This is a genomic window from Catenibacterium mitsuokai (genome assembly GCF_025148785.1).
Lineage (GTDB): Bacteria > Bacillota_I > Bacilli_A > Erysipelotrichales > Coprobacillaceae > Catenibacterium > Catenibacterium mitsuoka.
In genome coordinates this window covers 1,231,064-1,248,582 of the sequence record NZ_CP102271.1, presented here as the reverse complement: position 1 = coordinate 1,248,582, position 17,519 = coordinate 1,231,064, and the positions used below count along the sequence as shown (strand labels likewise).

General features: G+C 41.4%; 17 protein-coding genes. 1 reads left to right on the top strand and 16 read right to left on the bottom strand.

Annotation, left to right across the window (positions count from 1 at the left end):
• Window positions 1-832: 832 nt before the first annotated feature.
• The 13 genes from NQ499_RS06210 to NQ499_RS06145 form a co-directional block, all read right to left on the bottom strand.
• Window positions 833-1,039, bottom strand: coding sequence for a hypothetical protein (locus tag NQ499_RS06210; protein ID WP_006506526.1), 207 nt, complete (start codon window positions 1,037-1,039; stop codon window positions 833-835).
• 14 nt (window positions 1,040-1,053) lie between these two features.
• Window positions 1,054-1,752, bottom strand: coding sequence for a hypothetical protein (locus tag NQ499_RS06205; protein ID WP_006506527.1), 699 nt, complete (start codon window positions 1,750-1,752; stop codon window positions 1,054-1,056).
• A gap of 1 nt (window position 1,753) precedes the next feature.
• Window positions 1,754-2,359: a hypothetical protein gene (locus NQ499_RS06200; protein ID WP_006506528.1), complete on the bottom strand. Its 606-nt coding sequence runs from the start codon at window positions 2,357-2,359 to the stop codon at window positions 1,754-1,756.
• Between the two features lie 131 nt (window positions 2,360-2,490).
• Complete coding sequence (locus NQ499_RS06195) at window positions 2,491-2,763, bottom strand: hypothetical protein (protein ID WP_006506529.1); 273 nt, start codon at window positions 2,761-2,763, stop codon at window positions 2,491-2,493.
• Window positions 2,764-2,772: 9 nt separating this feature from the next.
• Window positions 2,773-3,075 carry a hypothetical protein gene (locus NQ499_RS06190; RefSeq protein ID WP_006506530.1) on the bottom strand — a complete coding sequence of 101 codons (303 nt, stop codon included), beginning with the start codon at window positions 3,073-3,075 and terminating at the stop codon, window positions 2,773-2,775.
• A 166-nt stretch (window positions 3,076-3,241) separates the two neighbouring features.
• On the bottom strand, window positions 3,242-7,387 hold the full coding sequence (locus tag NQ499_RS06185) for a SpaA isopeptide-forming pilin-related protein (RefSeq protein WP_006506531.1): 4,146 nt from the start codon (window positions 7,385-7,387) through the stop codon (window positions 3,242-3,244).
• Between the two features lie 187 nt (window positions 7,388-7,574).
• Window positions 7,575-8,522 (bottom strand): ParB/RepB/Spo0J family partition protein, encoded by a 948-nt coding sequence (locus NQ499_RS06180; RefSeq protein WP_006506532.1) that lies wholly within the window; start codon window positions 8,520-8,522, stop codon window positions 7,575-7,577.
• Window positions 8,476-9,303 (bottom strand): ParA family protein, encoded by an 828-nt coding sequence (locus NQ499_RS06175; RefSeq protein WP_040390097.1) that lies wholly within the window; start codon window positions 9,301-9,303, stop codon window positions 8,476-8,478. Before NQ499_RS06175 ends, NQ499_RS06180 begins: the two co-directional genes overlap by 47 nt.
• Before the next feature lie 429 nt (window positions 9,304-9,732).
• On the bottom strand, window positions 9,733-11,172 hold the full coding sequence (gene rlmD, locus NQ499_RS06165; RefSeq protein WP_006506535.1) for a 23S rRNA (uracil(1939)-C(5))-methyltransferase RlmD: 1,440 nt from the start codon (window positions 11,170-11,172) through the stop codon (window positions 9,733-9,735).
• The gene (pepD, locus tag NQ499_RS06160) at window positions 11,172-12,578 is read right to left on the bottom strand and encodes a beta-Ala-His dipeptidase (protein ID WP_006506536.1); all 1,407 of its coding nucleotides are present in this window, start codon (window positions 12,576-12,578) and stop codon (window positions 11,172-11,174) included. Before pepD ends, rlmD begins: the two co-directional genes overlap by 1 nt.
• A gap of 11 nt (window positions 12,579-12,589) precedes the next feature.
• Window positions 12,590-12,820 (bottom strand): Smr/MutS family protein, encoded by a 231-nt coding sequence (locus NQ499_RS06155; RefSeq protein WP_006506537.1) that lies wholly within the window; start codon window positions 12,818-12,820, stop codon window positions 12,590-12,592.
• A complete protein-coding gene (locus NQ499_RS06150) occupies window positions 12,799-13,503 on the bottom strand; it encodes a pseudouridine synthase (RefSeq protein WP_006506538.1) in 705 nt (234 codons plus the stop codon). The genes NQ499_RS06155 and NQ499_RS06150 overlap by 22 nt, the downstream gene beginning before the upstream one ends.
• Window positions 13,503-13,787 carry a hypothetical protein gene (locus NQ499_RS06145; RefSeq protein ID WP_006506539.1) on the bottom strand — a complete coding sequence of 95 codons (285 nt, stop codon included), beginning with the start codon at window positions 13,785-13,787 and terminating at the stop codon, window positions 13,503-13,505. Before NQ499_RS06145 ends, NQ499_RS06150 begins: the two co-directional genes overlap by 1 nt.
• Before the next feature lie 109 nt (window positions 13,788-13,896).
• On the opposite strand from NQ499_RS06145, the gene NQ499_RS06140 reads away from it, so the two are divergent.
• Window positions 13,897-14,643: a MurR/RpiR family transcriptional regulator gene (locus NQ499_RS06140; protein ID WP_006506540.1), complete on the top strand. Its 747-nt coding sequence runs from the start codon at window positions 13,897-13,899 to the stop codon at window positions 14,641-14,643.
• 54 nt (window positions 14,644-14,697) lie between these two features.
• On the opposite strand, the gene NQ499_RS06135 is transcribed toward NQ499_RS06140, so the two are convergent.
• From NQ499_RS06135 to NQ499_RS06125, 3 genes are read right to left on the bottom strand one after another with little or no spacing between them, the layout of a single operon-like run.
• Window positions 14,698-15,480, bottom strand: a complete 783-nt coding sequence (locus NQ499_RS06135; RefSeq protein ID WP_006506541.1) for an ABC transporter ATP-binding protein — start codon at window positions 15,478-15,480, stop codon at window positions 14,698-14,700.
• Window positions 15,473-16,339: an ABC transporter permease gene (locus tag NQ499_RS06130; RefSeq protein ID WP_006506542.1), complete on the bottom strand. Its 867-nt coding sequence runs from the start codon at window positions 16,337-16,339 to the stop codon at window positions 15,473-15,475. Before NQ499_RS06130 ends, NQ499_RS06135 begins: the two co-directional genes overlap by 8 nt.
• Window positions 16,340-16,348: 9 nt before the next feature.
• Window positions 16,349-17,320 (bottom strand): ABC transporter substrate-binding protein, encoded by a 972-nt coding sequence (locus NQ499_RS06125; RefSeq protein WP_040390099.1) that lies wholly within the window; start codon window positions 17,318-17,320, stop codon window positions 16,349-16,351.
• Between the last annotated feature and the right edge of the window lie 199 nt (window positions 17,321-17,519).

Sequence of the window (17,519 nt, the reverse complement as noted above, 5' to 3'; positions counted from 1 at the left end):
TTGATGCAAAGGTGCGATTTTGGTTTTTCTCTGCAATTTGCACATTTCGGACGGTCTGGGAAATCTCTCGGAGTACCATTTCGGAAATATCGCTTGTGGCAAGTCCGATAGCGTTTATCGTGGCAGGGGTATTAAAATTGATAATGTCCGAAAAATCTTCGGTTTCAAAATACTCTCCTGTATCCAGACCGCAACGGCTCATCAGCATAAAAGCTACGCTGTTCACCGCAAGCCGCTTATAGATAACATCAACATTGAAGTCGTCAAGTTCCTCTAAAAAGCTGTCCTTCGTACACTCTTTAAGCTGTGCCAGATAATCGGGCAAATTGTCCTCAACGGCGTTTTTAGCGGTCTGCATAAGAGCTTCGTCCAAATCGTTACCCTCTAAATCTCCAAACCTGTCGGAGAGCCGTTCAATGACCGCCTGCTCGTATCGCTCATTCATCTGCCATATCGGAACAGGGCGGCTGTTATAATATCCCTCGTGGGTATCGGAAACATCAAAGTAATATTTGAGGGTATTCCTGCGACCTTTCGTATCAAACACCGCTATTCCACGGCTGTCCTTATTTACCCAACGCTTAAACTGTTTGTTCCAAGTTTCAAGCGTGGTTACAGCAGTAGCGTCGGGGCGTTGAGCGAAAATCAAGAGCTGCTCATCAAAGCGGCACTTATAATTTCGGCAGGCAGAGGATAGAAAGTTCTGCCACGCCTGCGGATTCCTCGAAACCGCAGCACCTGTACGCTGATACAGTTCTGTAATTAGCTGATACTTCGCAGCCATATTTTCGTACACCTCCTTATCGTCTTAAATCTTTATATCTGTGCTTTTTCATTCCGCACCACCGCCCAGAAAGGAAATGACCTTGTTCGCCTTGATACTCTTTTGCAGGTCGTTGATAATGGTAATGTCCGCAACCGTGATGCCCTGCATAGAGAGAATATCATCCATTGTCATTGCGGAAATCTCTTTTTCATCGGTAAAGCCAGCTTCAAAAATCTTGTTCAAGACCTTAATTGCTTTTTGATTTACAGCCATTTTCTCAATCCTCCTTATCGTTCTAAATTCTTATGCTTCGGTGCTTTGACCGCCTGCGGCTCAGCAAGTATCGGCTCATAGGTCGCACCGTTTTTCTCCATACGCTCGGCAAACTCGCAGATATGATAGAGGTAATTGCCGACTTCGGTATGATACTCGTCGATATAACGGCAGGTGTGTTCCGACTTTTCGCCCCAAGCAGAGGTAACACGAATTTTGCCGCCGTCTGGAATACGAAACAGCTCCTTGTAATGAGAGTCAATAAAACGGATACCTTTTTCTGCATTGCCGATATGCTTGTCGAGCCATTCCTTGACATAGCAATAGCAGTAAAAATTATAGTCGCCCTTTGTGGGATTTAAGCGGAGCAGATAGGCATACTTTTCGGTATCCACTCGTAAGCCGTACTCGGTGCAGTAGTTTCCCTTAAAGGCACTATCGGGGAAACGCCTTGCATACTCGCTCATAGCAGGGCGATTTTGTAACAGCCCATATTCGGGAGAACGCAGGGCGTTGATAACCTCGTCAAGCTCTGTCTTAAATTCGTCTGTTTTCCATTGCGGTCTGTGGTCGTTCCAAGTGGTATAAAATCCATAACCGCCAGAGTCGAAGTCGCCACGAAGATGACCGATATTGCCTGTCTGTCCTGTTATCTGCATACTCTGGGAATAGGTGTATTTCCATTCATTCGGTGCAATCGCCCGTATCTCCATATCAGCGTTCCTCCTTACTGTGGGGTTTCTTTGCCTTTTCCTGTTTCTTGATTGTGGCAACCGCTTCCTTTGCCCAATCGGGCATTTTCTCTGGTTTGATAACGCCAAGCACATCGTACCTTTCCCATCTGGCACGCTTACCGTCTGCAAGGCAAGTACCGAATACCGCCTGACCTCTGCCGCCAATTGCACCGTGTCCGCCGTCCACCAATACAAGCTGATAGGCGGAGTGCTGATATTCATAGCGGTTAAGCTCTGCATTGATAACCACCACCTTGCCAACAATGCTCTCATTTCGGTTATCAGGAATACAATCCTCTGTGGTAAACGGGGTCATATCAAAATCAAATCGGGATTGTTCCTCTTTGACGACTTCAATCTGTGCCTGCACTCGGTCAGTAAATATCTGCATTGCTTCCAGATAATCGTCTGTACCGACACCCTCTGTCGGCCACGCTGCTGACAGAGGGTTGTCATAGATGCAGTAGCAGACCATAAAGGGATATTTGTCTGCTTCGTTTACACCGAAAACAACCTCTTTTTTGCCGATATGGATACTCTGTTTGACCTCATAATCGCCAAGCATACGCTTTTCTTCATTCTCCATCGGGTTGCTCCTTTCTTTGTTTTTTCTCTTTCTGCTCGTCTAAAATCTTTCGGATACAGACATCGCAGAAAATAATAGACCCGTCCTTGTATCGGGGATAAGGACAGGTCGTACAGTCATATATTTTCTTTTTATCGCTCACGGTCATCACGCTGCCTTTGCTTTTTCTGGGGCTGATTGTACGGCATATTACACTCGGTTTTATACTGTTCATTCAGTTTTTCTCTGGCAGAGGACAGCTCATTGCAGTAATAGCCCCAGAAATATTCCTTGCCGTTTTTACAATACCAACAGACATACGGATTAGGAGCTTTTGGGTTATGACCGATGACAAGCTCGTTACTCCCGATAGTACAGCTCTCGATAATTTCATAACCGCCGTTTATGCGTTTTTCTTCGTTCATAAGCACCTCTCATTCTTTGGCGTACTTGCGGTACGCCTTTTCGCCTGCGGCACGGAGCTTCTGAACACGACTGCTTCCCATAAGCTCTGGAAACTCCGCTTGCAGCTTCCGCCGTGTCCTGCCCACGCTCTCAATGCTCGGAAGCCCAAGATAACGGTATTGCAGCATTACCTCTGCAAAGGGCATTGCCCCTGTGTCTTTCAAACAGGTATTGCACACCTTTAGATACAACAGCATATCGTCATTTCTGGCTTCCTCGTCCTTTTCCAGAATAGCTTTCACTTTGCCCTCAATGGTTTTGAGATTTCTCATCGTACACCTCCATATAAATAGGAAAAGGGCGGCTCGTTGTGGCAAGCCGCCCCGTTCCTGCGAAATCGGGTTACTTCTTCTTCCTATTTCGGATATTGAGCCAAATACAAGCTCCGATGATAAACGCCACAAGAACTATGGCAACAATCGTTTTAGCGTCCATTCCTTAATCCTCCTTTTTCTTTCTGTTCTTAAAGCCGATAAAGCCAAGCACTCCTGCACCTGCAAGGGAAACAGCCGCAAGGCTTACCCACAAGCCCAGATTAAAGTCGTCGCCCGTTTTCGGGGTATCTCTGAACTCGTTGTGCATCTGGACAATCGTGGTCGCACCGACCTTGATAGTGAGCTGTTTGTCGGCAGGGAGAATATATCCTGCGGAAGCCTTGTCGCTTACCTCGGATACGGTGTATTCGCCAATTCTCAAATCCTCAACGAAGATTTCGCCGTTTCGGTCAGTTGTAAAGGTCTTGTCATAACCGTTTACGCCTGTTACTCGGAAAGAGAAGCCCTCAACCTTGCCGTCGGAAGATGTTTTGACAATTTTGAGAGAGCCTGTCTGTGCGGCGTTCACAAAGCCTTTTCCTGCTTCATTTTCTACCACATAGGTCTTGCCGTTTTCCTCAATGGATACGGTATAGACATTTTCATCAAGTACGAAGCCTGTCGGAGCTGCCTTTTCACGGACAAAATATTTGCCGTAGCGGAGTTCCTTCATCTGGTAGATACCGCCGTCAAGCTCGGTCATTTCTCCAAGCAGCTCATCGTCCTTATCAAACTCGCCGTTTCCGTTGGTATCGGCAAATACCTCAAAGACAGCACCAGAGAGCTTGTTGTCTGGATAATCCTTATCCACCTTTGTCAGCTCAATGCTGCCCTTAATGAAGTAGTTGATAAGCTCGATTTCCACAACCTCGTCCACCTTGCCGATAGTAACGGCGATTTCTTCTTCGGATAGTACAAAGCCTTTCGGACTTTCGATTTCACGGATTATCCAAGTACCATAGGGCACTTTGGCAAAAGAAAAACTACCGTCATCTTTTGATGTGGTAGTCTGGATAGCATTTTCTTTTGTAAATTCCTCTGTGCCTGCCTTAAAGATACCGATGACCGCACCGCCTAACGCCTTGCCGTCCTCATCTGATTTCTTACCGCTGACAGAGCCGTAAATGAGTTTGTTCTCAATGGCTTCGCCGTCATTTGCTGTGATGTGGACGGTTGCAGTGTCCTGTCCTTGATATTCAAAGGTTACAGGGTATTTCTGGTCGCTTATGATATATGCGGAGTTGGTGGAGATTTCTTTGACATAGTAGCTGCCAAACGGTAAATCGGTTGCCGCCTTGCCATAGCCGTTCTCGTCAAAGGAGATAATCTCAATCAAGCCGTCGGCAGGGATTACCGTGCCGTCTGCGGCAACAATATCCTTTTCCGCATACAAGCCAAAGGTTACATCAAAGATTTCTCCATTATTGTCGATACCGTAATTTTTATCCACCTCAAGGCTCTTAGTAAGGTCGATTCCCACACGCTGACGCTCGTTATAGAAGCTCGTTGCCGTTTCGGTAACAGCCATATTCTGACCTGCATAAACAAGCTCGACAGAGTGGATTTCATCATTCAGCACCATTCCAAACGGAGCTGTGATTTCCTTGACCTCATATTTTCCGAGGTATAATTCCTTTGATTTTGCCGTACCGTCTGCACCTGTGGTAACGGTATCCACAACCTCGCCTTTGGAAGCTCGGAGCGTTCCGTCCAAAGTGTAAATATCTTCGGCGGCGGTAATCTCATAAACTGCACCCTCAAGACCGCTTACTGCAAAAATCGGCTGATACAGACCGTTATTCTCGGATACGGAGCTGAACACCTCGCCAGATTTGGAAACAGTAATCGTGCCTTTCTGTGCCAGATTGGAGCGTACCACCTCAATGACAGTAATGCCGCTTTCTTCGGTGGAATCGGATTGCTCCACATCAAAATAGACAGGCTCGGAATCTAAGACATAGCCATACGGAGCTTGCACCTCTACAAGAGAATAGCCCTTGCCGTATTCCAAAGTCTGCGGCGTGATGAGATAACCGTCTGCTGTGGTATAAAAGGTGTCGATGGTCGTTACTTCGGGGTAAGTGAATGTCATTGTGATGAGGTTTCCATTCGGGTCATAAAGCTGAAAGCCTGCACCTGCATACGGAATGGTGTTGCCTGTTTCCGCATCTTTCTTGACAATCTTGATATAGCTTTCAAAGTTGGCGTTGTTGATTAGGAAACGGTAGGTCTGACCGTCGGCACTGATAAACACATCAAAGTCCTTCATCAGCTCACGCCCATCCCAACCAGAGGTCTGGTGGACGGTGTAGATACCGTAAGGCATATCCTTTGTCTGGGCAAAGCCGTTCTCATCGCAAGTGAGGACATCACGCTCGGTTTCCTTTGCATTTTCAAAGCTTCCTGCCGATTTCAGATAGACCTCAAAGGTAGCCCCGACTTCGGGCGTTTCAATTTGGGTTTCGCCGTCATCGGTGTGCTTGATAATAGCGATATTGCCTTTGATAACCTGCTCATTTACATCATTGGCGGTAGAGTTATATTCCACGGTATAAAGCTCTGGCTCTGCTCCTACCTTGTGGATGGTCGGGTCAAGCAAATATCCCTCGGACGGGCTGATTTCTCGGATAGTCCAGTCATCACCGCAGACATAATACTCTGTGGTAAACTGACCGTTGTTGTCTGTGGCGTAGGTGTCAATCAGTTCTTCGCCCTTGTAAATGCCGTAAACCGCACCTGCAAGAGAAGCGTCGCCCTGTTCCGTTCCCGTTTCCACATCGGATTTTGTCACGGTCACATTGAACTTTTTGAGTACATTGACAAAGGTACGGCTCGTTACCTTTTCCCATTCAATCGGTGCTGTCTGGGATGCAGGAACGACATAGCGGATAGCCGTATCCACTTCCTCAACCACATACGGCGTATCTCCGCTGATAAGGACATCAGAGAATTTCGCCACACCCTTTGCGTCGGTCACGGCATATTCGTCAACAGGCAAGCCGCTTAAAGATGTTCCGTAAAGGTGGAACTTCACACCCTCTACCAGATTGTCCTCGGAATTTTTGATAACCTCCAGAGAGCCACGCTTCAAGGTGTTGTTGAAGTTTACCGTGGTCGTTTTTCCACCAATAAGGGTTACAGTCTGGGATTTCTGCGGTTCGTAACGGTCAATGGACTGTTCGGTAATGGTATAGGTGGCAGGGAATAAGCCTTCCACGGTAATATTTCCGTCTTTGTCTGTCGTTACGGTCTTGTTGAAGTTATCGCCCTTGATATTAAACTGAATACCGCCGACAACGCCGTCCTCGGAAGTCTTTTTCAGGGCAATCGTGCCTGTCGGCGTTTCAATATTGAGATATGCGACAACCGTATCGGCGTTCTCAACGCCCGTTACCAAATCCTGCAAGTTCGGGTCGCCGTAAGCAATCATCTTTGCACTGTCGCTGACTGTCGGCACGCCGTTTCGCTTTGCCGTGATACGGACAGAGCCAGAAACGGCAACGGCAGAGCTGATTGTCAGCTTATCGCCAGACCTTGACACCTTTACATTTCCGTCAGAGCTTGAAAAGCTGTAATCGGAAAGGACACTGTTTTTATCGGTCAGCGTGATACTGTACTTTCCGTCCTTATAGGCAAGCTCTTTGGTAATATCATTTTTACCGCCCGACATAAAGCTCGGAATGGTGTTATGCTCACTCAGCAGCGAAACAATCTGGTCATAGGCAGCCTTTGCTCCGCTGTTGGGATAATTTGAGCCGAAGTGCAGGCTGTATGCCTTTGTACTGTTCTGCTGATATGAGCCTGTGGCTTCACGGCAGCCTGTTACAAACTCCCATACAAGAGTCTGTGTCGCAAGCCATTTTTCATCATCACTGCCCGACAGATGACTGCGGTTACCCTGATACCCATAGAGCAGGGCAAGTCCAACCGCCTTTTTCTGGTTTGTGGAAAGGGCGTTCCAAGTATCTGAGGAAGCCTTTTTCAAGGTGTTTCCCGTTTTCAGCGGTACGCCCGGCTGAATACAGAACGCATTTTCTCCGTCCACAAACATACGGTATTTGTATTTTCCCGTACCGCCTGCGGTATAGCCGTCAAAGACAGCACTTGAATTGTATCTCATCGTATTGCCGCTGCTGTCATAGGTGTGGGTAAAAGAAATCGTGCCTATATCGCCCGCAGCAAACGCCGTTGTCGCAGGCAAAACGGACAATGCCGTGACCGCAGCCATAAGAGCAACCGCAGCCTTTTTGAATAATCTACGAAATTTCATCGTTTACCTCCTGTTATTGTTGAGTTGAATTTACCTTACTAACCGAAAAAAGCCGCCTGTTGGCAGCTCATATATTTTCTTTTTTCGGATAGTTACTGGTAGTAGTTAGGGGGAGAGGTGTGGAGAGGGGGAAGCCGAAAATATGGCTATCCACCGTAAACAGGCAGACCTCGCCCTCGGTGTGTGGCTATCGTTCACGGTCTTTGCTCCGCTGCAAATGGCGGTTGTAAAACTCCAACGCTTTCACAACAAAGTCCGATTCCTGCCCTCTGGGAATAGACTTGGGGATGAGCTTGATTATCCGTTCATCACGAAAGGCAGGCTTCTCCCTCTGGTTTGGTTTTTCCTCCTCCATAATGGATTGAATAACCTCGTCCGTGAGCTTATCATCCTGCATAAACTTCTTCATTTTGATAGCCTGTGCAAGTGACGGGGTAGCGTCGCTGTACTCCATCGCTTCAAGCAGAGTGTATTGCTGCTCTTCGGGCAGATAAGAGATTTCCACCGCAGGACGAAAAGCAATCTGCCTGTCATCGACCATTTGCAGAATTTCGGGAACAAGCTCGGTAAGGCGGATATAGCGGCGTATCTGGTCTTTGCTTTCTCCTACAAGTTCGCCCAATTCTTCATCGGAACGACCTTTCGGTAAATTAGTCGCCAATGGCGACGCATTTTCTTTCGGGGGTCTGCCTGCTTGCCGCTTCATTGCTTCAAGCCGCATTTTATAGGCAAAGGCTTTCTCACTCGGTAGAATCGTTGACCTCTGCAAGTTGCTCTCCACCATTACAATAATGGCTTCTTCACGGCTTAAATCCTTAACCTCGCATTTCAGCGTTTCCAATCCTGCAAGCTCACACGCCTTTTTCCGCCTGTGTCCGCTGATAAGCTCATACCGTCCGTCCTCTTTGAGCCGAACAGTCGCAGGGGTCATTACACCATTTCGTTTAATACTATCGACAAGCTGCTCCATATCCTCGTCTATGAAAACCTTAAACGGGTGGTCTGGGAACTCGTCAATTTCTGAAATGGGAATATCCCTTATCTTACTGAGCTTCGCTTCTTCACGGCTCTGGTCTGTTTCAAACAGGTCATCGTAAGCGGTCAGCTCGATTTTTGTTTCTTTGCTTCTCGCCAATGTCTGCCACCTCCTTTCCGAACTGCTCATAAGCTGCGGCAACCTTTCCGTTTTTGTCATAAGCGAAAATGCTTTTTCCCTCTGCCGTGGCTTCAACTGCACGGATGGAGTGCGGTATCTGGGCATCAAAGACTTTGATGTTCTGACCGTATACACTCTTTACCAATGCAGTCACTTCCTTAGAAATGTTGGTGCGTGGCATTACCATCGTCATTAAGATACCGTCAATCCGCAGGTGGGGGTTGATTTGCCGCCTGACTTTTGACACGGAGCGTAGCAACAGCTCCAGACCTTTCGCTGAAAGATAATGCGGCTGCGTGGGGATAATCACGCTATCAGCCGCCGCTAATGCGTTGATTGTCAACATCCCCAAGCTCGGCATACAGTCGATAAGCACATAATCATAATTCTTTTTAACCTCGCTCATACAGGTCTTTAGAACACGCTCACGGCTAATAGCGTTAATAAGCCTTACTTCCAGACCAGACAGCTCAATGTTAGAGGGTAACAAGTCAACGCCCTCACCGTGGTGCAGGATACCGTTCTGAACATCTATGGGATTATCGTCAATGATGTCCTGCATAATGGTGGCAAGGGAGATGGGTAAATCGTCTGGTCGTGGATAGCCAAGCGACATTGTAAGGTTAGCCTGTGCATCCGCATCGACAAGCAGAACTTTCTTTCCCTGCTGTGCCAAGCTCACGCCCAGATTGACCGCCGTTGTTGTCTTGCCGACACCGCCTTTCTGATTGGTCAGAGCAATTACTTTGCAATTTGACATTTGTGCGTCCTCCTTTCGCATAGATTTAGCCGCTTTGTCAAGGCGGCTATGTAAGAGTAGCAGAGAAAGCAGAACGCAAAAAAACCGCCTACTCTTAGTAAGTTAAGAATAAGCGGCTCAGATGATTTGTACTTTATACATATTCAATTCTCAGCTTCTTGACAGGTGCGTTTGCGACCTTAAATATAAGTTCGTCAACGCAGTCTGCATATCTGCCTTGCTGTATAAGCTGATTTTTCAGCTCTACAAGGCTATGTAATAAGGTTGTCTTTTGGCGACTATCCAGATATATGTGATATGTTTGCTCTCTCATAAACAGCACCTCCGTTTCTGGTTTCATTATATATAGAAGCCCAAAACTGTTCAAAGGTGCAAATTTGAGCGAAAAAAAATAAGCGTACCACTATTTCTAATGATACGCTTATCCGTTTAGATTACCTCAAAATACTTCAAAGCATCTTTGATTGCTTCTACTTTTTCCGCTGTTGGATGTTTTCTCGGATTTTTTAATTCCTCTACCGCATTTGGAGCATCATACATCGGCAAACCTAAATCTCTCTTAACCTCTGCGATATATGCGGTATGTACTTTGAAGCCATACTTCGCTTCTATGTACTCCTTTATCATTTTGTAGGTGACTCGCTCTTTCGGCTTATAGGCTTCTGCTCTTTCAGCGATTGCTTTTAACGGAACTTTACCCTCACCCTCGCCAAACTCCACTTTTATGTTGATATGACTGTCTGGCTTTTTGTGGGAAAGCAGTACTACCGTCTCCACGTGGCTCGTAAATGGAAACATATCATAAGGATATACATCCTTAAAGTCATATCCTAATTTTCTAAATAACTTTAAATCTCTTACCTGTGTATGAGGATCACAAGAAACATAAACTATTTCTTTTGGCTTTAAAGAAACAGCTGCTTTAATAAATGTTTCAGTAGAACCACTTCTTGGTGGATCCATAATAATCACATCTACATCTACTTTCTGTTTTGCTGCTTCTACCATGAATTCAGTCGCATCCCCCTGAATAAACTTGATATTTTCAACCTTATTAAAAGTTTTATTCAGTTTTGCATCCTTCACGGCATCCTTATTAAGTTCTACACCAATAACCTGTTTCGCATTCTTGCTCGCAATAAGACCTATTGTCCCAATGCCACAATATGTATCCATGATTTTAGGATCCTTGACTGTAATAAGAGATAACGCCTTACTATATAATGCTTCACATTGATCATGGTTGATCTGATAGAAAGAACGTGGAGAAATCTTAAAAGTCATTCCACATAGTTCATCTACAATAAACCCTTTCCCAAAAAGAACCTTTTCCTGTTCACCTAATACAATACTTGTCTGTCTCTTATTTGTATTTAAGACAATACTCTTAATAGAAGGAAAAGCTTTTACAAGCTGATTACAGAAGTTCTTAGAACCTTTGAAGATAGCTTCATTAGAAACAATGACAACTAATGTCTGATTTGTCTTGACTGCACGTCTAATAAGAATATGTCTAATTTCCCCTCTTCTTCTTTGTGGATCATAAATAGAAACTCTATACTTTCTAAATAGTATAGCTATTTTACTAATAATTGCATCTGTTTCCTGATCATGAATGAGACAAGATTTATAAGGAATAATACGATGAGAATTCTCTTCATATAAACCATAGTTATAAGTCTTATCAAACGCAATAATTGTCTTATTACGATAGTAATAAGGATCTTCCATCCCAGAGACGGGGTGTACATTGACCTTTAAATCCTTAAAGATCTTCTTACATTCTTCATTCTTATATTCTAAAGACTTAACATATCCTTGATTAATAAACTGACAGCTTCCACATTTTTTCGCTATATCACATTTCATTATAATTCTCCTAGCCAATTCTTTAAAAATTCATGGACTTCATAAAGTGTCTTGATTTCTAATCTTTCCTGTGGTGTATGAATATCAATACAGTTTGGTCCCATAGTCACAATATCCATATCTGGAAATATTCGACTCATATAACCTGTTTCTAATCCACCATGAGTCGGTACTTCTTTGAGTTCTTTATCATATGCTTTTTTATAAGCTTCCTTGTAAGACTTACGTAACTGAGAATCAGGATCATAGCTCCAACCATAATATTCATCTGATGGTGTCACACTTAAGCCAAATAAAGAAGCCAATGTTTCGACTTCATTTACAAGTAGTTTAAGATTGATTTCATTCTCACTACGTAATAACAGAATAAGTTCTACAGCCTTTTCTGTTGTTTCCATAATCCCCAAATTCAAAGAAAGAACTGGGAAATGATTGAAGTAATAAGAATACTTTTCTACACCATATGGACATAACGCAAGGAAATGAATAAGTGCATCACTATCTAAGATTACATGACCACTCTGTTCTTCTTCTAATGTATAATCTAAAGGTTCTAATGGATAAAGAGCTTTCTGTTCTTCCATTCTTTCATGAATAAAAGCCTTCAATTCTTCTTTATTGCTTGTAGACTGGAAAGTAAATAAACCTTCTCTACAGATTGCATTGGCCTTCTGTCCTGCATTAAGTGAAGAGAAACGGATATCAAAACCATTATCCAAACATGCTTTTAGTACAAGTCCTGCAATCTTAATCGCATTCCCTCTACCTTCTTTAATCGCATCACCAGAATGAACACCTAATAACCCTTTTACATAGAACTTATATCCCTGATCATGAGATTCTACAAATGTCGCATTCTTTCTAATAGTTAACTGAACGCCACCTGCAGAAGAAACACTTGTTTCTCCTACTACATCACCATCTAAAGAAATCATCTTGCGAGCATGAATCCAATCCTTATCTACATGAGTAATACCATCCATAGTTGTTTCTTCCTGAACAGTAAATAAACATTCTAAACGAGGATGTTTAAAGCTATTATCACTTAATAAAGCGAGCATGATAGCCACTGCCACACCATCATCTGCTCCTAAAGTTGTTTTTGTTGCATGTAAATAACCATCTTCTTCATAGATTTCTAAAGGATCAGTGAGGAAGTCATGGTTACTATCTTCCTCTTTTTCAGCTACCATATCCATATGACCCTGTAGTAAAATAGGTGCATGATCTGCGTAACCAGGCGTAGCTTCCTTATAAATAATAATGTCCCCTATTTCATTTCTTGCATAATCAAGTTCATTATTCTGTGCAAATTCTTCTATATAGTTGCCTAGTAATTCTTCATGTCCTGAAGGATGAGGAATACTACAAATAGTTTTAAAATAGTCTAATACATCTTTTGTCATAGTTAACTCCTTTATTTTGTAATAATATCTGTAATACCTGGATTCATAGATAATTCTATTCTTTGTACGTGAGGATGACTGCGATATCTTTTTCTCACCATCTGACCTAAAGTCTGTCCTTGATTATATCCATGGATGATTCTTAAAGTCAATGCATCAGGTTTCTTTAAAGCTGCATCGATCATCTTACGTGCTTCCTGCTGGGTATAGCCATGTATATCTATTTCTTTGATATATTGCATAACTGCCTCCTAGTAATGTCTTTTAAATGATTGATTTCTTCTTGAGTGAGAGTTCTATATGTACCACTTGGAAGATCACCTAACGAGATATCTCCATACATAATGCGATGAAGTGATGTAATCTTATTATTAAGAGAAAGGAACATCTTCTTTATTTCATGATAACGTCCTTCTTCTAAAGTGATGACACCTTCATATTCACTTGTCATTTCTACTATTGCAGGTAAACATTTTACATCTCCATCAATAGTAATACCTTCTTTAAAAGGTGTTATATCCTTTAAAGGATTTAAACAAGTAAAGGCATAGGTTCTAGGTATATGAAATTCAGGAAGAGTGAGTCTTTTTCTTAATTTCAAATCATTAGTCAAAATGACTAGACCCGTTGTATTACGGTCTAATCTCCCCACATAATGAAGGTTATCATCTGGAAGCAAGCTAATAAGACAGGGATCATGAGAATCCTTATTGGCACATACATAGCCTGATGGTTTATGAATGATATAGTATTTCAAGGGATGAGGATCAAGAATCTTAGAATCATAAATAACTGTTTCATCAGTTATGTCCATGTCTTCATCAACTATTTCATTGTTGACTTGTATCAGTCCCTTTTTAATGGCCTTCTTCGCCTGTTTCTTACTTCCGCATTTATTTAATACAAATATGTCTATCAGTCTCATTAATGAGTATTCCTTCCACGAGAACAGTCATTCGAACGATTATCAGTACTATTGACTACAATCACCTTGACTTTATCTCCTCTTTTATATGAAGGATCTTTTTCTAAAATATCGCGTAAAGCAGTTAATCTCTTATTGCCATCTACACACAAATAGCCACAGCCTGTTTCTTTGACCTTAATAGGAAAAGAGAAACCGATTCTAATAATAGAATGATAGAGATGATCTGTATATTCTGACGGAATAAAGTGAATATCACTTAATGGTAGTTCTTTAATACGCATAAAATATGCCTCCTTTTTCTACATTATAAACAAAATAAAACATAATACAAAATTATTTCTAAAGATTATTACAACTATGATATAATATTCCAAAAGGGGCGTGAATATAATGGGCTTGTTACTTAGTAGAATATTGACTTATTTAAATGGTGCGATGCAGAATGATTACTATTATAAAATATGCAATTTCATTATCTTTAACTATCTAGATATATTTGAAATGTCTGAAGAAGAATTCTTAGATAAAGGTGCTTTTAGAAAAGAAGAACTTTATAGCTTCTTATTATCATTTGGATTCTCTACTTATGAAGATTTCCGTTTTAAATTAGAAGCTGATCATCAGTTACGTTTGAATCAGATTCGTGTCAGATTATTTGGAGAAACTCCTCAGAAATTCTTAGCGAAGATGGACAAGGCAATGGACGAAGAAGTACTTGCGAACACGATTACTTCTATCTGTGAACATTTCTATAAAGCAAAACGTATTATTATCTTTGGTGGTTTATATCCTTGTTCTATTGCCGTAGAGTTACAGACAGATATGATTTCTTTTGGACGTCCATTTATCCATTATCATAAGTATGATCCTATTCAATTTAATGAAGATGATGTTGTCATCTTTGTGAGTGCTACAGGACGTAGTCTAGAAGAAATGAAGAAATATGATAATTGCAGCTTTGAAAAGGCATATTCATTACTCATCACGCAGAACCGTAAATATACACAGTCATGTTTTAATGGAAATACAACAGTAATCTATGTACCAGGTAAGTTTGATTCAATTGATTTCAACTACCAGATCATGTCAATCTGTGACTTAATCAGATTACGTTATTTCCAACAATACTACCTCTAAGCAGACTTCAGTCTGCTTTTTTCATGCATTATAAAAGACAAGGATCATCCTTGTCTAGTGAAGAAGAACGCGGTCATTCGCTTCTCCTGTTTCAGTAAATTTTCTTACAAGTTCTTCGACAGTCATTTTCTTTTTAGTTTCTTCATCAATATCCGCAATGATTTTTCCATCCTTCATCATCAGGATTCTATTACCGTATTTAAGAGCATCTTCCATATCATGGGTGATCATCATAGTGGTAATATGATGTTCTTTCGCAATTCTTTCAGATAATTTCATCACCTTGATAGATGTTGCAGGATCAAGTGCAGCAGTATGTTCATCCAATAAAAGTAATTGTGGTTTAACTAAAGTTGCCATTAATAGTGTGAGGGCTTGTCTTTGTCCTCCAGATAAAGTACCTACCTTAGTTGTTAAACGGTCTTCTAAGCCTATATCTAAATCCTTTAATGCATTTACAAAGACATCATGGTGTTTATGAGTAAATGGTGTAAGTGAGAAATGTTTTCCTCTTTGATAAGCTAAAGATAAGTTTTCTTCAATTGTCATTGAAGGGGCTGTTCCTCTCAAAGGATCCTGGAATAAACGACCAATAGTACGGCTTCTCACATATTCCTTTTCATGAGTGATATCTTTATCATCTAAGACAATTGTTCCTTCTTTTGTTTCTACTGCCCCAGAGATAGCACCAAACAATGTGGATTTCCCTGCACCGTTAGACCCTATAATAGTCACAAAATCTCCTGGTTCAAGATGAAGAGATAAATGATCAATAGCTTTCTTTTCATTGACTGTCCCTTCATTAAATATAACTGTTAAATCTTTTATATTAAGCATGTTTCTTGAACCTCCTCTTGAGTGTTGCAGAAGAAATCGCAATCACAACAATAAATGCTGATAGGATCTTTAAGTCTCCTGAAGGAAGACCTAAGTATAAGGCAATTGTTAAGGCAAAACGATAGAAGATAGCCCCTACAATCGTACCAACTAGACATACTGCCACTTTATCACTCTTAATGAATGTCAAACCAATAATAATAGAAGCAAGTCCGATGACCATCATACCAATACCACTCGTGATATCAGCATAGCCCTGCTGCTGTGTAAATAAAGCACCACTTAAAGCAACTAGTCCATTAGCAAGTCCTAAACCAATAATTTTCATCTTATCTGTATCAATAGAGCTCGCACGTACCATCGCTTCATTATCACCACAGGCTCTAAGTGCAAGCCCCATCTGTGTCTTTAAGAAATAATTCAATAATACGGTAATCACTATCACAATCACACCAATAATCAATAATTTATCATAAGGTTCAAACTGAGTTGTACTGCTGAAGATTGTCTTATGATTAAATAATGAGATATTTGGTGTCTGATGCATAATACGTAGATTCACTGAATATAAAGCAGTCTGTGTAAGGATTCCGGCTAGGATTTCATTGATATTGAGCTTAGTAATGAGTAAACCTGTCACCATTCCTGCAATCGCACCTGCTACAAATCCAAGTACCATACCAAGTACTGGGTAGCCAGCCACTGCCACCATAGCACTCACTGCACATCCTGTTGTAAAACTTCCATCCACTGTCAAGTCTGGAATATTCAAAACTTTGAAACTAATATATAAGCCTAGAGATAAGACGGCAAATATGCCGCCTAACTCTAGGGCTCCAAGAATAACTGTACTATTCATAAAAACTCCTTAGATTTCTGTATATTTACTATCGCTTGTAATGTTTTCTGGTAACTTAATACCTAATTTATCTTTTGTAGTTGTATTGACATAGATTTTTAAGTTTGTCTTAAATACTTTCACTGGGATATTTTCTACTTTATTACCCTTTAATACTTTATCAACGATTTTAGCCGTTTCTTTACCAAGTTCTTTATAATCGATACCAACACTTAAGAAACCACCATCTTTAACCATTGAATCAGCGCCTACATATAAAGGCTTGTTTGCTTTCTTACATGCATCACTGACTACATTCATCGCACTTGCAACTGTATTATCATTTGGTGCAAAAATAGCATCATATTTACTATTTAATACATTGACAGCACTCTGTGCTTCATTGACTGATGCAATTGTTGCTTCTTCTACCTTGATATTCTTCTTAGCACAATAAGCTTTTGCCTTTTTAATATTAGTCACTGAGTTGGCTTCACCTTTATTATAAAGCATACCAATTGTTTTTGTATTTGGATTGATTTCTAATGCCTTATCAATAATCTGATCAACCTGTACCTCATCACTTGTACCAGTAATATTCTTATCCGGTTTAGTTAATGAGCTCGTTAACTGTGCACCTACAGGATCAGTCACTGCACTAAATACAACGGGTGTCTTAGTAGCAAGTTTAGCAACGGCCTGTGCTGCAGGAGTCGCAATTGCCATGACACAATCAAAATTCTTTCCGGCAAAATCATTGGCGATACTTGCACAAGTATTTGTGTCACCCTGACCATTCTTGAATGTATATTCGATATTCTTATCATCATATCCAAGAGTCTTCATTTCTTTATCGAATGAATCCTTGATCTCATTTAATGATGTATGATCCATAAATTGGATAATACCTACTTTCTTCTTATTACTAGAAGAAGTTCCACATCCTGCTAAAAGTGAAATTGTTAATGCTGAAGTTAATACTGTTCCTAATAATTTGTTCATTGTTCTGTTCCTCTTCGTTTTCATAAATTTTGTTTTCTTTGATTCAATTCAAACAACGACGCCATCGCTTCATATGAGTTCCTCCCAACTTGTTAGCAGGTAATAAAAAAACACCTGTCCCAAAAGACAGATGTTACTCTTTAAGCCACCTTTTGATTCATAAATGCTAACACATTTTTGCATTATAACGTTTGCATCA

What these genes read in the sequence shown, in the direction of transcription:
- NQ499_RS06210 (WP_006506526.1), bottom strand. Translation starts at nt 1,039, where the DNA reads ATGGCTGTAAATCAAAAAGCAATTAAGGTCTTGAACAAGATTTTTGAA.
- NQ499_RS06205 (WP_006506527.1), bottom strand. Translation starts at nt 1,752, where the DNA reads ATGGAGATACGGGCGATTGCACCGAATGAATGGAAATACACCTATTCC.
- NQ499_RS06200 (WP_006506528.1), bottom strand. Translation starts at nt 2,359, where the DNA reads ATGGAGAATGAAGAAAAGCGTATGCTTGGCGATTATGAGGTCAAACAG.
- NQ499_RS06195 (WP_006506529.1), bottom strand. Translation starts at nt 2,763, where the DNA reads ATGAACGAAGAAAAACGCATAAACGGCGGTTATGAAATTATCGAGAGC.
- NQ499_RS06190 (WP_006506530.1), bottom strand. Translation starts at nt 3,075, where the DNA reads ATGAGAAATCTCAAAACCATTGAGGGCAAAGTGAAAGCTATTCTGGAA.
- NQ499_RS06185 (WP_006506531.1), bottom strand. Translation starts at nt 7,387, where the DNA reads ATGAAATTTCGTAGATTATTCAAAAAGGCTGCGGTTGCTCTTATGGCT.
- NQ499_RS06175 (WP_040390097.1), bottom strand. Translation starts at nt 9,303, where the DNA reads ATGTCAAATTGCAAAGTAATTGCTCTGACCAATCAGAAAGGCGGTGTC.
- rlmD (WP_006506535.1), bottom strand. Translation starts at nt 11,172, where the DNA reads ATGAAATGTGATATAGCGAAAAAATGTGGAAGCTGTCAGTTTATTAAT.
- pepD (WP_006506536.1), bottom strand. Translation starts at nt 12,578, where the DNA reads ATGACAAAAGATGTATTAGACTATTTTAAAACTATTTGTAGTATTCCT.
- NQ499_RS06155 (WP_006506537.1), bottom strand. Translation starts at nt 12,820, where the DNA reads ATGCAATATATCAAAGAAATAGATATACATGGCTATACCCAGCAGGAA.
- NQ499_RS06150 (WP_006506538.1), bottom strand. Translation starts at nt 13,503, where the DNA reads ATGAGACTGATAGACATATTTGTATTAAATAAATGCGGAAGTAAGAAA.
- NQ499_RS06145 (WP_006506539.1), bottom strand. Translation starts at nt 13,787, where the DNA reads ATGCGTATTAAAGAACTACCATTAAGTGATATTCACTTTATTCCGTCA.
- NQ499_RS06140 (WP_006506540.1), top strand. Translation starts at nt 13,897, where the DNA reads ATGGGCTTGTTACTTAGTAGAATATTGACTTATTTAAATGGTGCGATG.
- NQ499_RS06135 (WP_006506541.1), bottom strand. Translation starts at nt 15,480, where the DNA reads ATGCTTAATATAAAAGATTTAACAGTTATATTTAATGAAGGGACAGTC.
- NQ499_RS06130 (WP_006506542.1), bottom strand. Translation starts at nt 16,339, where the DNA reads ATGAATAGTACAGTTATTCTTGGAGCCCTAGAGTTAGGCGGCATATTT.
- NQ499_RS06125 (WP_040390099.1), bottom strand. Translation starts at nt 17,320, where the DNA reads ATGAACAAATTATTAGGAACAGTATTAACTTCAGCATTAACAATTTCA.